The sequence below is a fragment of the Acidobacteriota bacterium genome (assembly GCA_016208495.1).
GTDB lineage: Bacteria > Acidobacteriota > Blastocatellia > Chloracidobacteriales > Chloracidobacteriaceae > JACQXX01.
Window position 1 is genome coordinate 23,124 of the sequence record JACQXX010000047.1, and the last position, 17,806, is coordinate 40,929.

The following is a 17,806-nucleotide window of genomic DNA, read 5'->3' on the forward strand; positions in this document are numbered from 1 at the left end:
CTTGATATTTGAGCAGGATCATTTTCGACCTTCCCAGCGCCATTTCCCTGGAGGCTGCGGAGTCAGCTTGACCGGCACTGGCTGGTTGGAAAGTTCGGCCAGCGACGTCAGTGCCACCATTGGCTCTGAAAACGTCACACTCACGTTTGGTGCCAGTTCGACGGCGCCTTCAGGGCGAAAGCGTTCGACTGTGAACGGCACGTCAGGTCCTGATACCGTTGATTTTGATGAAGCTGGAAAGGCTGGATTCCCTGAACCTGATGGTTGAGGCGGTTTGGGCTGGTTTTTGGGAAATTGAAAAGCCGGCTGTAGCGGTTCGGAAGCGTTTGAAAGCTGCGGAAGTCGCTGTAACAAACTTTCGGTTTGTGCCGGAGTGAGTGGCGAGGGAATCAGCCGGGGTCTGGTGATAACTGAAGGCGCGGATACCTGACCTTCCCGGATTTTGATTTTCAAGCCGATTTCTTCTCCGGCCTGGGATTGCGGGCTGGTTGATTCCGGTTGAGAAGCGAACGGCACAACTGAAGGTGAAGCAAATTCCCACGTTGCAACCGCAACCAAAAACGCAAGTATCCAGAGCTGGTTTTTCAACATCCGCATGAAGGATTCCTCTCAGGTGGTGGTTATTTTTGGGCTACCGACACCAGATGGTCATTTTGTGGCGAAGTACAAGCCCACATAGAAAAGAATGAAAAAAAATCTAATACCCTTACCGCCCGGAGGGCGACGGAGAGTAGCCGGTGGTCGCGCAGCTTTGGGCGCTACCACCGGACACTGTTTGCCCAAAGGTTTTGCACCCGGATGGGCGCTGGACCCAAAGCGGCGCCACCTGCTTTCTCTGTTCAAACGAGGCCCTCTTTTTCCGGCGCCCATCCGGGCGCGAAGCAGAAGCCGACCGATGACCGGAGGGTGCGCCGCAAAGCCGGCTGCCCTCCGGCTACTTTCCACCGCCCTCCGGGCGAAAACCGATTTGATTTGATCAAAGAACCGAAATCCCATCCCCATTTATGACGACTTGTGCTAAGTGGTTGAGGTATATGCTTTCACCAGACTCGAAGCCTTCAACTCCGGGCCTGATACACGAACTGGAAGATGGTATCTGGTTTGTCAGGTTAATTCAGTTTTTCAGCTTTAATTACACCACTATCCAGTGTCATTTGACTGATACCGCTTTTCAGCCAAAAGTTCAGTGTATTGTCTTGAGATGAGCAGTTTGAAATCAGGTTCTGGTCTGGCCAAAAAGACCAGGATCTTGAGGCAACACAGAGTTTTTTGCCAGGAGCAAATGAATGAACACAATGTGGCCTAAAATTCTTACAAACCTGGTCGGTCTGGTCGGAGCCATCGTCCAGATTGGGTGGATTGTTCACCAACTGGTCAATTGTTACCCGTACAAAATGATGTCGTCCCCATCGGCGGGATTTTACGCATGGGTGGCTTGTGTAGGAGCTTTGGTTGTGCCCCCGATTGCAGGGCTGGCTGGCTGGTGGCTTTCCAAACGGGATATTTCGGTCATTCCGGCAATCTGGTGGCTTTTGACACCGCTCGGAATGCTGGCGGTTTTTGCCATAGCCCACTGGGTTGGCGGCGTGGATATGAACAATACCGGGAATTTTGACCATCTGACCCCAGCCGCTGTCTTTTCAGAATTTGTTCAACAGGCGTTGTGGCTGGCCGTGGATGGCGTTGGCGCCGGTGCGGTCAGTGGAATTGGTCTCTGGATTGTTGTTCGATATGTTTGGGTGAACCCGAAGGTTTTGGACGATAAACCAAACCTGAGATAGGGTGCAGTGGAACATGAATGCGCGATTTTCAGCACATAGATGCTCCATGGAGTTTCCCCACTTAACCAAATTTAATTCAACTATTTACGTGAGTGTCAACGCGTTGACACTTTTGAGAGAAAGGCGCCCAGTGTGGTTTAGTCGTCAAGATGAAGATTTCTTAAAACATCCTGAGCAACACGAAAGCCGTCCTTTACCAGCAGATCATGTTCAGCATAGTGAATTCCAGTGATGGTTCCGGCTTGATAAACCAGTTCTTTGAGTTGCGGAGAGACTGTGCTGGACGGCTCAATGAGCGTATTTCCATCTTCAATTTCTGTGGCCAGAAACAAGAACTCACAACTTAGCTCCTGGCTGATATTTTCCTGAATGTATCGGATTCCACAAATTGGATATTGATTTTGAGTGATCAGATCCATTACCTGCGAATCATTCAGAACGCGAATATTCGACTTCTGACGAAGCCGCGTCACCAGGGTACTTCGTCTCAGGTTCAGTCGAGGCTGAGGGCACACAATGATGACTTCGGAAGCGAAATCAGCCACGATCAATGCCTGTTCAAGTGCCCAGTCTCCGCTTCCAACCACTACGACCTTTTTTCCGCGGCAGAAATAAGCATCTGACCAGGTACACCAACTCACTGAATATCCATGCAATCGTTCAATTGCTTCTTTCGATGGTGGGTAAGCAAATGGCGGGCAAAGATATGGACAATAAATAAGCGTTTGTGCGGTGTATTCTATTGGAGATGTGTCACTTTTGAGTAAAAAACGAGATCCCTGGTATTCAATCATCCAGCAGCTACTTGACCCTCCCCAATAGCTTATCTGGTGCTGTTGATAGAGGTGATCCATTAAATACCAAAATTCGAAGCCTTTCATCTCAGTCGAATTGAGAGGCGTGGGATCAATTGAGAGCAGTCCCGGAATTGAACGTTCTTCGGGCAACTCCGCGACTCCCACCGAAACACCTCGTTCAGCCAGCTTTTGGGCAGCGGCTATCCCGGTTAGGTTATTGCCTAAAATGATGACCTGAAGATTCATTTTTACCCATTGCCTTTCCAGTAACTGGGGTTGTCAGAACCCATCCGCTATTCGTCAGTCACTTTAATAATCTCGGTCTGGCTTCGGCCAAAGGTTTCAGGTGAATACATTTCTTCAGCTTTGGCCGGTGGTACCAGGAATTTCCCTGGTGTGGTCGCCACGGCAAAAAAGCTGTAGGTGTAGACGCCTTCTGAAAGCAAAGCCGTGAACGCTTCGGCCCGGTTGTCGCGCAGGTTCTGATGGTCAAACCAGGAACGTTGCCACCAGTTCAACCGGGGTGGTTCTTCGTCATCTGGAAGCCTCGGCGTGGTGGCCAGCGCCGGATTCAAAATCTCCAATCCAGCCGGGAGCGGACAACTGAGCGCGACGTGAGCACGGCGGGCGGGCGCCACCATCCTGACCGTGACTTTGACCCGCGCTCCAGCCCGGATTTGCCATTCAGTGGCAGAAATTCGTTTTACATCGGCTGGATTGTCAACCGCACTGTACTCACGCGAAATGGTAAATCCGGCTTCCAGTGGAGGGAGCATCACTTCTTTCGGTGCGTAGCTCAACCCCAGCCGATAATACATCCGACCCACCCCGTTTTTGCCGAGCGTGATGGATTTCGTTTCGCCAGGTTTTCCCACCTGATTCAAAGGAATTCCAATCTGATGCTGGTCGGCAGTTCGGCCAGCGAAGCGATGCTCTCCGGCAAACGTGTCATGCAGCCAGACCCGAGCCAGAAAGTCAGGTGTTTGTTTTTCAAAGGTTGAGAAATAGCGTTCGAGCGCGAGCAGGACAAAAGCATTTTCCTGGGTGTTTGACCAGCGACCGTTGACGCGATGGGCCAGCAGTCCCCGGACGAGTTTGGGAATCAGGTCGCTGTCAGGTTTTACCAAAAGCAGCGCGTCGAGGATGACTGCATCAGTGCGGCGGTTGGAATGCAAGAGCACGGCGGCCCCATCGGAATAGGATTCGACAAAGCTGGCGGCACCAGCAGTTTCGGTGATGCGGTTGCTCATCACGTGCAGCAGGGCGCTGAGTTCCAACTTTGTATCTGGATTTTTAGCCAGCACAGGGAGCAACCAGCCAATGGCCTCGATAGGGAGTTTGTCAGCACCAGTTTCCTTGACCAGCTCCCTGGCGGCGCCAGCATCGCTATCACCAGTCAAATGCCGAACATACAGCGCATAGGCCAGCAACGTTTGGCGTGACTCAGGGCTGTATTCTTTTGGGATGTGATCTTTGATCTTCGAAAGGTAGTCTTTGGAACTTCCCAGCAAAAAATGAGGGACGGTATACCCTTTTTGTTTGGCTCGAATCAGGGCATGGGCCACGTGAATGCTGAGAAACGGCAGCGGTTTTTCACTCCGAGACCAGAACCCAAATCCACCATGAAGGTCGTGAACTTTTTCAAGCTGGTCGAGGTCAGCCGCGACCTGTGTTTGATATGCTTCCGGGGTTGGCCGGCCCAGTGCGCGAAGTTCGGTCAATACTTCTTGCAAGGCTGTAATGGCCAGAATTCGAGATGCAATCTGCTCAGTACAGCGATAGGGATAGTCCATCAGGTACAACACGGCATCCGTCAGCGTCTGGAGTTGGGTTGAGGAGGTTGTCATTTCAAGCTGACTGAATTCAGGTCGAGCATCGGTGGGAATTGTCAAAGGCAATTGAATCGTTCCTCCCTGGAGTTCCCCATAGGTTGCAACGGCTTCGGTCATCGTGGGCGGTTTCACCGGAAACGATCCGCTGGCAGCATCACTGGCCAGGTCTGAACTGGCCACGACCTGGAAAAAGACGGCGCCTGTGGTTTGTGGAATAGCTGGAAATCGAACTTCAACCCGGTCATGAGCTGGAACCAAAACCATGTGCCCGGCACCCTGGGGAAAATTCATCTGCCCGGATTGGATGGCCACTTTGATGTGCTGAGCCTGGTCGGTTTGATTGTGGATCGTCACCGGAAGTTCAAACTCATCACCGAAGTTGAGAAATCGTGGCGCCGATGGGCGCACCATCAACGGAAGCCACGTCGTGATGGTTGATTCACCTTTGCCAAAGCATTTTTCGCCGTCAGTTGCCAGGGCAATTACTCGATACCGGGTCAGGTTGTCAGGCATGGTGACGGTGACCACCGCTTTGCCGTCGGCATCGGTCACCACTGACGGGGCAAAAACCGCCAGCGGATCAAAATTGGACCGCAATGGAATTGGTTGTGCTGACTGGTTTGGGGTGGCGATAGCATCTTGGGCCAGACCAGACTGAGGTCCCGCTTCACGATTTTTGCTTGAGGATTCTTCCGTTGTGATCCGAGCCTGACGCTTGAGCACATACGACGTGATCGGGAGAAACCGATCAGCCGCGGGCCTGACCTGTAACAGGCTGGTGATATCAGTTGTTAATTCTGATTCCGAGGCTCGCCGAATTGAATCACGAAGGGTTTGAAAATTACTTCCGAATAACTGGTCACGATGCATCACCTCGACTGGATCCTGAATTTCACCGTTGACCAGTGCCAGTATGGCTTCATCCACCACCGCAACCACACATTCACTCTCCGGAACTGGTTTCCCGGTATGGTCCCGGACTTCCAGATTGATGGTGGTCGCTGACCCCGGTGCAAGCTGGTCAACCAGTGGTTTGGCGGTGACAGAGAGGGTACGGGAGCGCGACGAGACCGGAATCTCAATCCAACCGGTGGCAGAGATTGGGCATTTGGGAAGCTGGAACAGTTCGGTGCCATCTTCATCGGCTCGAACCATTTCGCCACGCAGGTAAACCGAAACGCGAATGGCTGGAATGAAGTTGTCTTCAAGTGGAACGTGCAGCACCTGGGATAACTCATTGAGTTCGATGGAGTGATAGGTGATGATGCCGTCCCGTTCGACGGTCATCATACCCTGGGCTGGGAGAAATGGTGAATTCACCAGAACGTGGGCCGTTTCACCCGGCTGGTATTCCTTTTTGTCAGGGATGAGTTCAAATTCCAGGTCGTTAACCCAGTTGGTAAAGTGTCTTTTTTCACGCGAAACCCAGACCGAAGCTTCAGTTTCAGACGGACGGCCCTGATCGTCAACCACGCGGGCTCTGATGACATATTCTCCTCCTGCCGTTGGGGTAAAGCGCCAGATGACTGGTGTTTGATCGGTTGTGATCTGGCCTGTTCCCTGGATTTCCTCAGTTTCTTGCCAGAGCCCAAAATGGTACGACCGTTGAATTCTGAAAACCTGAAACTGAACGGTTCTTGCAATTTGTGCCACGCCGTCAATCGTTGTGACGATGGTTTCAATTTCAAATGGTTCGCCTGGGGTAGAAAAAGATCGTCTTGGGTTGAGACCGACATACTGTGTGGCCGGATGGACCAGAAACTGGGTTGAATTGTAAATTTGCTGGCGGTTGACATCGGCCACGGTGGCTTCAACCTGGACCAGGGTTGGGAATGGCGGGTTGACACTCTCGAAATCAAGGTGGAGCTGATGCCTGCCCAACCCATCTGTTTTTCCCGTAAATGATTGTTCGTTTTGAAATTCCGGATAGGTTACGTCCCACCAGGGATGCCATTTTCCAAAGGTGAATTGATCCCAGTTCGGTGGCGTGTAAGAGGTTTCCGAGGTGGCGATGGTCCACCGAACCTCGGCCTCAGATAAACCATTCCCCGAAAAATACGTTGCCTGGGCCACGAGTTCGGCTGAACTGCCAGCCATCTGAAGTGGCGCTGGCGGCTGAATCGAAACTTGAAATTCAGGCCGGCGGAATTCTTCAACCTGAAAGGAATGCCAGTGAGTCTGGCGGCCCACGTTCGCTTGCGCCTCTGGCAAGACGATTTCAAAATAAATGCGTGCCAAACCCAGTACGGTTGATTCTGGAAGCCGGAATTTCCCATCAAATCCGCCAAACCGGTTTGTCGTCAGATGGCCAGTCGCCACTGTATTGCCTATTAAATCTTTCACTTCAAAGCTGAGTGGTGTGGGTTGGGTGCTTATCCCGATGATATCTCCGCCAGGTTTACTTTCGATAGCTCGGATCCAGCCTTTGAAGTGGACTTCTTCCCCTGGGCGGTAGATCAAACGGTCATCAAAAACAAACCAGTTGAGCCTTTTCTTCAGCGGCTTTCGAAACCAGCCATCTTTTTCAATCCCTGAAAAGAACCGTCCCTGTAAAAGAGCGCTGTCTGTTCCATGTCGAACTACCAGATACTCGGCAACCGTGCCAGATTCCGGGGTCGGCAAAGGAAGTTCCATCAAGGCGACTCCGGTGTGATCGGTTCGGATCCCTATTTGTGATGGGAAGAGTGTCACCAGCGCATTGCCAATCGGTTTTCCATTTTGAAGCTGGCTGGATGTGATCAAAAGGTGAGTCGGGTCTTGAAGTGCTTCGACCGCCATCTGGGTGACCTGGAGCCACTGGTAACTGCGCAGGACCTGATTGTTTTCACCCTGGGTTGAGAGTTCAACGATGGCATGACCAACCGTACCAGTTAACGCCGGTCTGAGGTCAATGTTGACTTCATAGCGTTGGATTGGGTCGGATGGGAGGGACAGTTCTTTGTCTTCCAGAAGTTATCCTGGAAAGTTCAATGTTGCCTGATCCTGGTTCTTGCTGGGTGTGCCGTCAATCCGAGCAAAGGCCGGCCAGTCATCCGGAGTAACTTTAAAAAGTTTCACTCGAACTTTTGGATGTTTTCGAACATAGGCTCTGGCAATCGGCGGGCCGGCTGGATCAATTGTAACCAGCCTTCCTCCGGACAAATGAAAGTCAGATGGGAAATTGGTTTGTTGAATCGAAACCTGGGTTTCTCCGGCAAGTGATTGACCAAAAACATCCTTGAGTTGTGGTAGAAAAGTCACCGTGTAGGTTGGTTGTTCCAGCTTCCATCCATCAATGAAAATCCGACAGTCTCTGACCGAAATTTCCTGGTATTTCAACGGAGGAGAAACAACGACCTGATCGGGTGAAAATGATTTTTCATCCAGCGGGTTATTCAGTTCATACCACCATCCATCCTGGTACTGAGTTTCCTGGCTATCCTGCCAGGTTTTTACAATTTTCAGTGGTGAAAACGTGTGAAATGAAAAAGACTGAGGGGCTGTGGCGTGGAGCGGACCTTCAGTTGATGTGAGGCCGGTATCAAAGATCACTGTCACCTGCGAATCACGCGGTAACGCCTGAACCGGTTTCAAGACCAGGCACGCCCCAATTTGAGCTGTATCAACCCGCGCTTTGATATCTGGATTGGCTTCGATTTCAGTTTGGGTGGCCAGTCTGACCGGAACGGTGTGTTTTCCAGCTTTGATCCGCACTTTTTCAAGCACCATGGCCGGGTTCATTCGCTGATTGAATTCGACAAACACGAGCGGGGTCAGTGGCTCGGAATCGCTGTCTGGTGAGAAGGAAACCAGCTTCGGTGTGGGGGTTGAAAACGTCCATTCCGAGGTGGTGGGCAGTTTCTTTCCCGCCAGCGACCGGATGTGCGCCGGAATGGTGACTTTGTACTGAGTCGCCATCGGGAACCGCCCGCCGTCAGGTTCAAACACCAGCGTTTTGGTGCCGACCCAACGCCATTTCCCTGGAGGCTGCGGTGTCAGTTTGACCGGCACTGGCTGGTTGGAAAGTTCGGCCAGCGATGTCAGCGCCACCATTGGTTCTGAAAACGTCACACTCAGGTTTGGTGCCAGTTCGACCGTTCCCTGGGGGCGAAAGCGTTCGACTTTGAGCGGCACGTCAGGTCCTGATGTCGTTGATTTTGATGAAGCTGGAAAGGCTGGATTTCCTGAACTTGAGAACTGGGGAGGTTTGAGTTGATTTTTGGGAAATTGAAAAGCCGGCTGTGGCGGTTCGGAAGCGTTTGAAATCTGCGGGAGTCGCTGCAATAAACTTTGGGTTTGTGCCGGAGTGAGTGGCGAGGGAATCAGCCGGGGTCTGGTGATAACTGAAGGCGTGGATAGCTGGCCTTCCCGGATTTTGATTTTCAAGCCGATTTCTGCTTCAGTTTTGGATTGTGGGCTGGTTGATTCCGGTTGAGAAGCGAACGGTACAACCGAAGGCAAGGTACATTCGCACATCCCAGCCACAACCACAAAACCCAAAATCCAGAGTCCGTATCGAAATACTCGCATGTGAATTTCCTCATATTGGTTTTTTGGTAGCCCAGGGCATCTTGTGCACGTGTGGATTTTGGGTTTGAACTGCGAATCGCAACCCTGTGGGATGCTCGGTTGAGTTTCCCCACTTAACCCACGTTTATGCAGTTATTTACGTGGCTGTCAACGCGTTGACACTTTTGAGAAAATCCAAAGCGGCGTCAAGTGGACCGCACTCCGAAAATTTATTTCCGCTCACATCGGTTTTTGATAATGCCCAGAATGTTGTTTTGAATATCCCGCATAATCGCGTCGGTCCACCATCCGGCGTAGAAATTAAATCGTGTCGAAAGCCGGTGGTGGCTGCTCAGGTGCAAAATGACCTGATTGTGACCCACCGGCTCCAGCCAGTAGGTGCCATCCAGGACATCAAAAAATGGCCCGCCAACGGTGACGTGTTCGTCCAGCGTCGTCGGAGGAATTGACGCGGTATCAGCCTTGATCGTGAACGCCAGCTTTTTTTCGCGTTCCCAGGTGGTAATGGTTTCGACAAAGAGGACTTTTCCTTCAAACGTGGCATGGCGGACGCCTCCGATGCCTTCGTGGGAAAGCGTGGCTTCGACCGGGCGGGGAAACCCGAGCCGGTGAAACAGGCTGGGTTTGTGTTCCTGTGGTTGAATGGCCGGGACGCGCTCGATGTTGTGCCAGATGACCGCTGGCGGCGCATTGATTGTGATTTGGGTGTCTACGGTTCGCAATGTTTGCGGCAATTGGAATTGCTGCTCAATCGAACTGCACACCAGAGGCAAAACCGCACACACAATCAACAGTGGTGCTCCTTTGGTGTGTGAGTCGCCGTCCGTGTCAAAGGCTAACCCCATAAACCCGCCACCGATGCTTGAAAAAATCAAAAATATGGGCAAGGCCATGAGAATGCAAATCGAGCCTTCCCACCCCGTCAAAAAGGCCGCCGTCAGCAGAAACAGGCCCGGCACCCAGGGCATAAAAATCCGAAAGAGCCAGGACGTTTTTCTTTCAAGCTCAGCAAAGTAAACTACCTGGACCCCCAGTACAAAGGGCACCAGAAAAATAAATCCAAAGGTCATCAACCCAAGAAATTTTTGAAATTCAGGTCGGCCAAATGCAAATCGAACCAGTGTTCCATAGAGTATTCCGGCCACGATTCCGCACAAAATTGGAACGTAGGGTTTTAAACTTTGTTTTTTCAAGCTGAATGCCTCCGGTGAAAGATAGATCTATCCATAAAAACTCAGGATCATCCGGGACACAGTTATAAGTACCTTACCGAAAATTTCCAGACATTTTAAACCACGAAACACACGAACTACACGAAAAGAATCAAACACTTACCCAATCCAATATCTCAGGAAACTTATGGCAAGGTACTTACCAGTTTGCAATAAGGGCGTCGGCATTTGGTTTTGCACCGCAAAGGGTTGCCGTTCGGATAGCCTGGGCCTACCACCGGAAACAGGTTTGGATTTCTTCTCCCCCCTCGCACGGCCCGCGCCCCAACGGGGGCGCGGGCCGTGCGAGGGAAATCTGGAGGGTAACCAAATCCGGTGGTGGCGCGTCCAAAGTGACGCTGACCACCGGCTCGCTTTACTCCATCCCTGCGGGATGAGACCCGGTATTGCCGTACCCGCCATTGTTCATTGCAACTTTGCTCCACCCCTGCGGGATGAGAACCAAAAACCTACAGGTGAAGAAGCTCTGACCCCAAGCCCGTTTTCTTCAGCCATGAGCTTGCGAATCTTCAGCCCCACGCCCTCAGCCCTATGTAAACAGTCCCTTGTTGCCTGATTCTTCGCGGTGGAGCGATTCGACGACAACCGCTGTTCCGTAGGCCAGCACTTCCGTCACGCCCTGCATGATTTCGGTCGCATCATAGCGCATGCCGATGATGGCATTCGCTCCAATTTCAGAAGCGTGCAAAACCATGATGTCAAACGCTTCGGCGCGGGTCTCTTCGCACAGCCGGGTATAGACCGTGATGTTGCCTCCGACGATGGTCTGGAGGCCGGCGGCAATCGTGCCAATGACTGATCGCGAACGAACGGTAATCCCACGCACGACACCCAGATTGCGCACAACCCGGTAGCCTTCGAGTTCAAAGGCGGTGGTCACCATATGATGTGGTAGTGTGTATGGCGCCGAAACCTGATAGGGCGCTTTTCCGCTGATGGCTTGTTTGGCGTCTTCCAATCGTTCCAATTCGCGTTTCATGGCAGTGAATTCCTTTTTTGGAGTGCGCCGACTTGTCGGCGCTTTCAATTGTGGCGACTTGTCGCCATTTGGTCAAAACAATTCTTCAGCCACAAACCGCTGGAAACCAAAGCAATGGCAAGTTATAGCACTCCAGCTTATAGAAACGGGCTGAGTTGATGCGCCAGTTTATCGCCGGTTTTATGGAGCACCGTTCGTGCTCTCCATTCGTCAAGTTTGATTTCACGAGCAAATTTCAGGTCATTTTCAAAAGCCAGCACCATGGCCTGAGCGACGGTCCGGTCCAGAATTGCCCAGCTACATTCAGCATTGAAAAACAGCGACCGTGAATCCAGGTTCGACGACCCAACCACCGAAATAAAGTCATCGGCCACAATGGTTTTGGCGTGCAAGATGGCTTTCTGGTACTCAAAAATCCGGACGCCGTTTTCAAGCAGTTCGCGGAAACAGCCATGGCCAGCGTGCCGAACCAGCGGGACATCGCTGACTCCGGGCAATAACAGTCTGACGTCTACGCCCCGGCGCGCCGTTTCGGTCAAAATATCAATGCCAAACGGACGCGGCGCAAAATAGGCATTGGTAATCCAGAGTCGTTCCCGAGCCGCCGCCGCAATTGCCACCAGCGTGGAAATGGCCTCCATTTGTCCTCGCCCAAACCGGGTATCCATCACCAGCACTCGCGGGCCCACGGCGGTAATCTCGGGGAAAAAGGGAAGTTCGTCGAGTGGGCTGCCACCCGCCCGCCGCCAGCTTTCTTCAAACACCGCGACCATGGCCTGGGCCAGTTCGCCTTCGCTCCGGGCGTGGGTGTCGCGAAGCGTGCGAATCTTGCGCCGTTTGCGCAGGAGCGACCCATATTCATCGCCGATGTTCATGCCGCCGGTAAAGGCAATCGTTCGATCAACCACCATAATTTTGCGGTGGTCACGGATATTGAAATATTTTAAGTGGGTGAACAGTGGATGAAAGAGCCGGGCTTCGATACCACGTGCCTGCATTTTATCCCAAAACAGTTGTTTGGTGGTCCAGGAACCAATGGCATCGGCCAGGACTTTGACCTTGACCCCTCGATCAGCCGCAGCTTCAAGCAATTCCAACAAGCCTTTTCCCGTTTCATCGTCGCGCAGGATGTAGGATTGGACCAAAATTTCGTGCGTGGCGTTCTGGATGGCTTCGATAGCTGACTGAAACGCGGCTTCCCCATGAAAAAATAACTGGACGTAGCGGGTCGAATACATCGGCCCATCATCAATTTGCTCCAGCAGATAGGCAAATCCAGGATCTTTCAGCCCTTTGGAAAACCGCCGGGCCAGGGCAGAGATGTTTTGCGGGCGCAACTCTTTGGGCAGCCGTCGTCCAGCCGCTGGGTGGATTTTCAACCGCGCCGCATACCGCTGGATATACTGGCGGGCAAACCGTTCGAGCAATTCAAAGGGTTTTTTGGGAAGTTTTGAAGGGAACTTCATTGGAATTTGAATGTCAGGGAGGATTTTAGATTGAAACAAATAGTTGAAGAAATTACTTTAGTCACACTATTTTTGGAAACCGCTCTAACACGACCACGAGGGTTTTGTCTTTGGGCTAAAAACCTTCAAACCCTCATCAAAGCCACCCCTGCCATCCGGCATATTCCCGTGATTGTCTTGACAGCCCACGCCAGGTCAACTGACCGGGAGTGGGCGCTTGAAGCAAGTTGTGATGAGTATGATACCAAACCCATTGATTTAGCTCGGTTACTTGAAAAAATTGATTTTTATCTGAAAACAAGTTAATCAGTCAACAGACTCGGTCCTCAAGGGCCGAGCTTGAGTCGTGTCCCCGCGACGCCATCCTGACGGATGGCCGGTGTGGGAAGACTGATTCAAGCTCCGGTTGACCAGATCCCCTGGCGAAATCCAGGGAAACGATAGGGAAGAATCCATAGGTACCGGCGGATGCCGCCTCAGTCCGCCGCTCTACGGTGACGTGTTAAAAGGAACGGGAGGGAATTCCGGTGCGCGTCACGTCAAACCTTCCCATATCCGGTCGAGAGGAGGACGGATTCAACCAATGGTCACAGTTGGTTGATACGCATACCTCTCCGCAAGGAGAAGAGAGAACATTTTTCTTATGTTCGTTTGTGTCTATGTGTTGAATTGTGAGGGGAAACCGTTGATGCCGACCTCGCCGGCCAAGGCAAGGGTATTGCTCAAAGCCGGGAAAGCGAAAGTGGTTCGGAAAACACCGTTCACGATCAAACTGCGGTTTGGTTCATCGGGATACAAGCAAGCGGTTGTCGCCGGGATGGATACCGGAAGCACCAGGGTGGGAACGGCGGCGGTGGCGAACGGGAAGGTGGTCTACCAGGCGGAAGTCACACTTCGGACGGATGTTTCACGCAAGATGGAACACCGAAAGATGTACCGCCGCACCCGCCGCAGCCGAAAAATCCGCTACCGGGCAGCCAGGTTTGACAATCGTGGTGCATCGCGCCGGAAAGGCCGGTTGCCACCTTCGATCCGGAGCAAAGTCGAGTCGCACCTGCGGGAACGCCGACAACTTGAGTCAATCCTGCCGGTCACGCGTTGGAAAGTTGAATTGGCGGCCTTTGATATTCACAAACTGGTCAATCCGGAGGTGGTGGGAATCGAATATCAAACCGGACCGCTCAAAGACTGGTACAACACCAAAGCCTATGTGCTGCACCGTGATGGACATTGCTGCCAAAGCGGACAAAAGATCCAGCACAGCGTCAAACTCAATGTCCATCACGTCCAGTTCAAAAGCCGCCAGGGTGGCAACCGGTCTGGGAATCTCCTGACCTTGTGTCTGACCTGCCACACAGATTTGCACGACGGAAAGTTTGAAATCAAACCTAAGCGAAATGTCACCAAACCAGCCACTGAAGTCAGTGTGATTGCCGCCCAACTCAAGCAGTCGGATTGGGAATTTGAACCGACTTTCGGCTCCGAAACCAAATACAAGCGCGAGCAGTTCCTGAAGTTACCCAAGTCGCATCTCAATGATGCGATGGCCATTTGTTGCGAGGACGGCGAAGTGGTCGCAGTCGGGAAGGAAAATGTGTACCTCAAACGCCATGTCAACCAGGGTGACTATCAGCAAACCACTGGCCAGCACAGCCAAAAACGGATTCCAACCGGCAAGCTGTTTGGGTTGCGCAAATTCGATTTGATTCAAACCATCAAAGGAACCGGGTTTGTCACCGGCAAGCGCCGGACCGGATATTTCGCTCTGGGGGCGATTGACGGGACTCGTCTGACCAAGAGCGTCAACATCAAAACCAACTGTGTCCGGTTGACCGCACGAACCACAACCTTACTTCAAAGAAAGAGCGGCGTTTCCTCCCGGCCCAGCAAGAGCCGGGTTTCCACGCCGAAGATAGAATGAACGATCATCGAAAAAAGACGCCAAACTCAGTCCCGTTCCTTCCAACCCCCGATCAAATTGTATCAGGGCAATCTTCATTGGCCGCTTTTTTCACAACTATGCGCGATGAACTCCGAACCCCGCTCAGCTCAATTATCAGGTATGCCGAAATCCTGATTCGAGATGCCGAACACTTTGGCGAAACGGCATTCTTCCCCAACCTCCAAAAGATTTTGGAGGCTGGGCGAGCCCTGCTGACCGGGGTTGATACCATGCGCGATCTGTCAATTTTTGATGATCCTGCCCATCATTTTGATCTGGAACCGATTGCCCGGACCATTCGGCAGGATTTGCGGCCCCTGTTGAACGCGATTCTGGGCGATACCGAACTTCTTCTGGAGGATGCCGAGAGTCGTAGTGTCAAAGCCTTGATACCGGATTTGCAAAAAATACAGGCGGCAGCCCAGGAGCTCCTGTTGTTGATCAACAGCATCATCAATTTGTCGCAAATTGCCGAAGATGAGCCGGTCTTAACGGATTTGGGCGGGACGACTCCATTTTTTGACGTTCCTGATTCGGAACCAACCCGGATTCCAGGCACCATCCTGGTGGCGGATGACAATCTGTTGAACCGGTCACTGCTGTCACGGTTTCTCAAAAATCAGGGGTACCGGGTGTTGACGGCTGAACATGGTCGAATGGCGGTTGAATTGCTCAATCAACAACCCGTTGATCTGTTGCTGCTGGACCTCAACATGCCGGAAATGGATGGGTTTGAAGTCCTGCACTATATTCGGCAACTGGAGCGGTTCCAAACTCTTCCTGTGATTGTGGTTTCCGCGTTGAGTGACATTGATTTAATCGCCCGGAGCATCCAGCTTGGGGCTGAGGATTACCTTCCCATTCCGCTCAATCGGGTGTTGCTGCGGGCGCGAATCAATGCCAGTTTAGAGAAAAAGCGGCTACGGGATCGAGTGGTCAAACATATGCAGGAACTGGCCGAAACCGTGGACCAGTTGAAACATTCGCAATTACAAGCCATGGAAGCCAACCGGGCGAAAAGCACGTTTCTGGCCAATATGAGCCACGAATTGCGGACTCCGCTCAATGCCGTAATTGGCTTTTCCCAAATGATGGCTCGGGATTTGACGCTTACGTCACAACACCGAGAAACTGCGGGCATTATTATGCGCAGCGGGGAACATCTGTTGAGTTTGATCAATGACGTGCTTTCAATTTCCAAAATTGAAGCTGGAAAACTGACGCTCAAAAATACCACCTTTGACCTTCCGGCTCTGGTGTGGGGAATTTCTGAAATGTTTCAGTTTCGGGCGCAATCAAAAGGCGTTGGGCTCGATGTGCGGCTGGATCCAAAACTGCCGCATTATGTCTGTGGTGATGAGGGAAAACTGCGGCAGGTGTTGATCAATTTAATGGGGAATGCCTTTAAATTTACCGAATTCGGACGGGTTGTGATTCGGGTTAAACCTTTGGACGAAGAACTATGCCATTTCGAAGTTGAGGATTCGGGGTGTGGGATTGCCGAAATTGACCTGGAGCAGTTGTTTGAACCTTTCGTGCAGCTCAACTCTCCAGGCCGGAAAAGCCAGGAAGGAACTGGCCTTGGACTGACCATTTCGCGAAATTATGTGCGCCTGATGGGGGGAGATTTGACGGTGCGCAGTGCCCTTGATACGGGGACTAGCTTTAGTTTCTGGCTGCCCTTGCCGAGTCTTCCAAGCGGCGAATACACCGTTCCCATCTCACATTCCGTAATCGGCCTGGAAGAAGGGCAACCCCACTATCGGATTCTGGTGGTCGAAGACCAGGACGACAATCGAGCCCTGCTGTGCCGGTTGCTCAAATCCGCCGGGTTTGAGGTCTATGAGGCGATTGACGGCAAACGAGCGATTGAAGGCTGGGCCCGGCATCGTCCCCACCTGATTATGATGGACTTGCATATGGCGGTGCTGGATGGGTATGAAGCCATGCGCATCATCCGGGCGATTGAGAGCGGTGCCGGCAGGGACGTTTTACCCACCAGTGTGGACGTGACTTTCCCGGATGATCTGAATCGAGCCAAAATTATTGCGGTCTCCGCTGATGCCTTTGGGGCTGACCGGTCGCGGATTCGTGAGTTTGGCGGCGACGATTTTATTCCCAAACCGTTTCACGTCGAAATGATCTTTGAAAAATTGCGCGAGCACCTTGGAGTTCGGTTTGTCCAGATGAACCGAACAACCGGACAATTAGTTCCTCCCGCTGGATTTTCAAATCAGATCCTGACGCCAGACCGCTTTCAACCCTTTTTAAAAGAGTGGCTTGTGAAAATGCACCATTCGGTTCAGTCGGGTGATGTGGATGAAGCCGCACGGTTGATTGAGGATATTGCCCCGATTGATGAAGAACTGGCCGGTGAATTACGCAAATCACTGCGCAGTTATGACTTTGATGAGCTCATTGATGCCCTTTGCACCGCGATTGAACAGCATGACCAACATTTTCAATGAGCGAAAGTTTGGCTTTCAATCATTTCGACTTGATTTTTCCCGGTCACTTTTGTCAAATAGGCGCGCTTCAAAAATAACCCATTCGATAGTCAACCTTGCAACGAGCAATTCCTGTACAAAGCTTCTTGCTTTGGCAACCATTGTTTCTATCAAATTGTTTCAAGTTTAAGGAGAGAACTGCATGAATCGGAGAGAGTTTTCAATGATTTTGGGTGCCGCCGTGGCCGGAATGTTAACTGGATGTAGCGCGGAAGCGCCACCCGCCGCGCCAGCCACACCTCCCGCCAAACCCGCAACCCCGGCGCCAGCCACACCAGCCACCACCCCGACTGATACTGCCGCCAAACATAGCTGCAAAGGAAAGAATGAATGCAAAGGTCAGGGTGGTTGCAAGACCGGAGACGCCGGCTGCAAGGGCAAAAATTCCTGCAAAGGCAAAGGTGGATGCGCCACCGATGCTGCGGCTCCGGCTGGAGACACCGCCGGTAAACATAGCTGCAAAGGAAAGAATGAATGCAAAGGTCAAGGCGGCTGCAAGACCGGAGACGCCGGATGCAAGGGCAAGAATTCCTGCAAAGGCAAAGGCGGATGCGCCACCGATGCCGCGGCTCCGGCTGACAAGAAAGACGCCAAAGCGGCTGCCCCTGAGAAAGCCGACGCAAAGGGCAGCAAAGATAAAAATAGTTGTGGCGGAAAAGATGGCTGCGGCTCCAAGCAGTAATTTTTTTCTCCAACAAACCTAATGAACTGCGGAACATCTGAGCCCACGTTTCAGTGAACTTCACTTTCTGAATCGTGAC

The 17,806-nt window shown here is 52.0% G+C and carries 10 protein-coding genes and 1 pseudogene; 4 read left to right on the forward strand and 7 right to left on the reverse strand.

The window, feature by feature from the left end:
- Positions 1 to 18: 18 nt before the first annotated feature.
- Positions 19 to 597 (reverse strand): hypothetical protein, encoded by a 579-nt coding sequence (locus HY774_07975; GenBank protein ID MBI4748414.1) that lies wholly within the window; start codon positions 595 to 597, stop codon positions 19 to 21.
- 689 nt (positions 598 to 1,286) lie between these two features.
- Here HY774_07975 and HY774_07980 point away from each other — a divergent pair.
- On the forward strand, positions 1,287 to 1,781 hold the full coding sequence (locus HY774_07980) for a hypothetical protein (GenBank protein ID MBI4748415.1): 495 nt from the start codon (positions 1,287 to 1,289) through the stop codon (positions 1,779 to 1,781).
- 137 nt (positions 1,782 to 1,918) lie between these two features.
- Here the strand turns inward: HY774_07980 and HY774_07985 are convergent, their stop codons facing one another.
- The 6 genes from HY774_07985 to HY774_08010 form a co-directional block, all read right to left on the reverse strand.
- Entirely contained in the window at positions 1,919 to 2,824 is a 906-nt protein-coding gene (locus tag HY774_07985) for an FAD-dependent oxidoreductase (protein MBI4748416.1), read from the reverse strand.
- Between the two features lie 47 nt (positions 2,825 to 2,871).
- Complete coding sequence (locus HY774_07990) at positions 2,872 to 7,188, reverse strand: hypothetical protein (protein ID MBI4748417.1); 4,317 nt, start codon at positions 7,186 to 7,188, stop codon at positions 2,872 to 2,874.
- Positions 7,189 to 7,362: 174 nt separating this feature from the next.
- Complete coding sequence (locus HY774_07995; GenBank protein ID MBI4748418.1) at positions 7,363 to 8,919, reverse strand: Ig-like domain-containing protein; 1,557 nt, start codon at positions 8,917 to 8,919, stop codon at positions 7,363 to 7,365.
- A 209-nt stretch (positions 8,920 to 9,128) separates the two neighbouring features.
- Positions 9,129 to 9,989: a hypothetical protein gene (locus tag HY774_08000; protein ID MBI4748419.1), complete on the reverse strand. Its 861-nt coding sequence runs from the start codon at positions 9,987 to 9,989 to the stop codon at positions 9,129 to 9,131.
- A 691-nt stretch (positions 9,990 to 10,680) separates the two neighbouring features.
- The gene (locus HY774_08005) at positions 10,681 to 11,130 is read right to left on the reverse strand and encodes a YbjQ family protein (protein ID MBI4748420.1); all 450 of its coding nucleotides are present in this window, start codon (positions 11,128 to 11,130) and stop codon (positions 10,681 to 10,683) included.
- Positions 11,131 to 11,267: 137 nt separating this feature from the next.
- Complete coding sequence (locus HY774_08010) at positions 11,268 to 12,596, reverse strand: hypothetical protein (GenBank protein MBI4748421.1); 1,329 nt, start codon at positions 12,594 to 12,596, stop codon at positions 11,268 to 11,270.
- 643 nt (positions 12,597 to 13,239) lie between these two features.
- On the opposite strand from HY774_08010, the gene HY774_08015 reads away from it, so the two are divergent.
- From HY774_08015 to HY774_08025, 3 genes and pseudogenes are all read left to right on the forward strand, one after another.
- On the forward strand, positions 13,240 to 14,517 hold the full coding sequence (locus tag HY774_08015) for an RRXRR domain-containing protein (GenBank protein MBI4748422.1): 1,278 nt from the start codon (positions 13,240 to 13,242) through the stop codon (positions 14,515 to 14,517).
- The gene (locus tag HY774_08020) at positions 14,514 to 17,006 is read left to right on the forward strand and encodes a response regulator (protein MBI4748423.1); all 2,493 of its coding nucleotides are present in this window, start codon (positions 14,514 to 14,516) and stop codon (positions 17,004 to 17,006) included. Before HY774_08015 ends, HY774_08020 begins: the two co-directional genes overlap by 4 nt.
- Before the next feature lie 181 nt (positions 17,007 to 17,187).
- Positions 17,188 to 17,463 (forward strand): annotated as a pseudogene (locus tag HY774_08025) (hypothetical protein).
- Positions 17,464 to 17,806: the final 343 nt, after the last annotated feature.

What these genes read in the sequence shown, in the direction of transcription:
- HY774_08000 (MBI4748419.1), bottom strand. Translation starts at nt 9,989, where the DNA reads ATGACCTTTGGATTTATTTTTCTGGTGCCCTTTGTACTGGGGGTCCAG.
- HY774_07990 (MBI4748417.1), bottom strand. Translation starts at nt 7,188, where the DNA reads ATGGCGGTCGAAGCACTTCAAGACCCGACTCACCTTTTGATCACATCC.
- HY774_08015 (MBI4748422.1), top strand. Translation starts at nt 13,240, where the DNA reads ATGTTCGTTTGTGTCTATGTGTTGAATTGTGAGGGGAAACCGTTGATG.
- HY774_07980 (MBI4748415.1), top strand. Translation starts at nt 1,287, where the DNA reads ATGAACACAATGTGGCCTAAAATTCTTACAAACCTGGTCGGTCTGGTC.
- HY774_07995 (MBI4748418.1), bottom strand. Translation starts at nt 8,919, where the DNA reads ATGCGAGTATTTCGATACGGACTCTGGATTTTGGGTTTTGTGGTTGTG.
- HY774_08010 (MBI4748421.1), bottom strand. Translation starts at nt 12,596, where the DNA reads ATGAAGTTCCCTTCAAAACTTCCCAAAAAACCCTTTGAATTGCTCGAA.
- HY774_07985 (MBI4748416.1), bottom strand. Translation starts at nt 2,824, where the DNA reads ATGAATCTTCAGGTCATCATTTTAGGCAATAACCTAACCGGGATAGCC.
- HY774_08020 (MBI4748423.1), top strand. Translation starts at nt 14,514, where the DNA reads ATGAACGATCATCGAAAAAAGACGCCAAACTCAGTCCCGTTCCTTCCA.
- HY774_08005 (MBI4748420.1), bottom strand. Translation starts at nt 11,130, where the DNA reads ATGAAACGCGAATTGGAACGATTGGAAGACGCCAAACAAGCCATCAGC.
- HY774_07975 (MBI4748414.1), bottom strand. Translation starts at nt 597, where the DNA reads ATGCGGATGTTGAAAAACCAGCTCTGGATACTTGCGTTTTTGGTTGCG.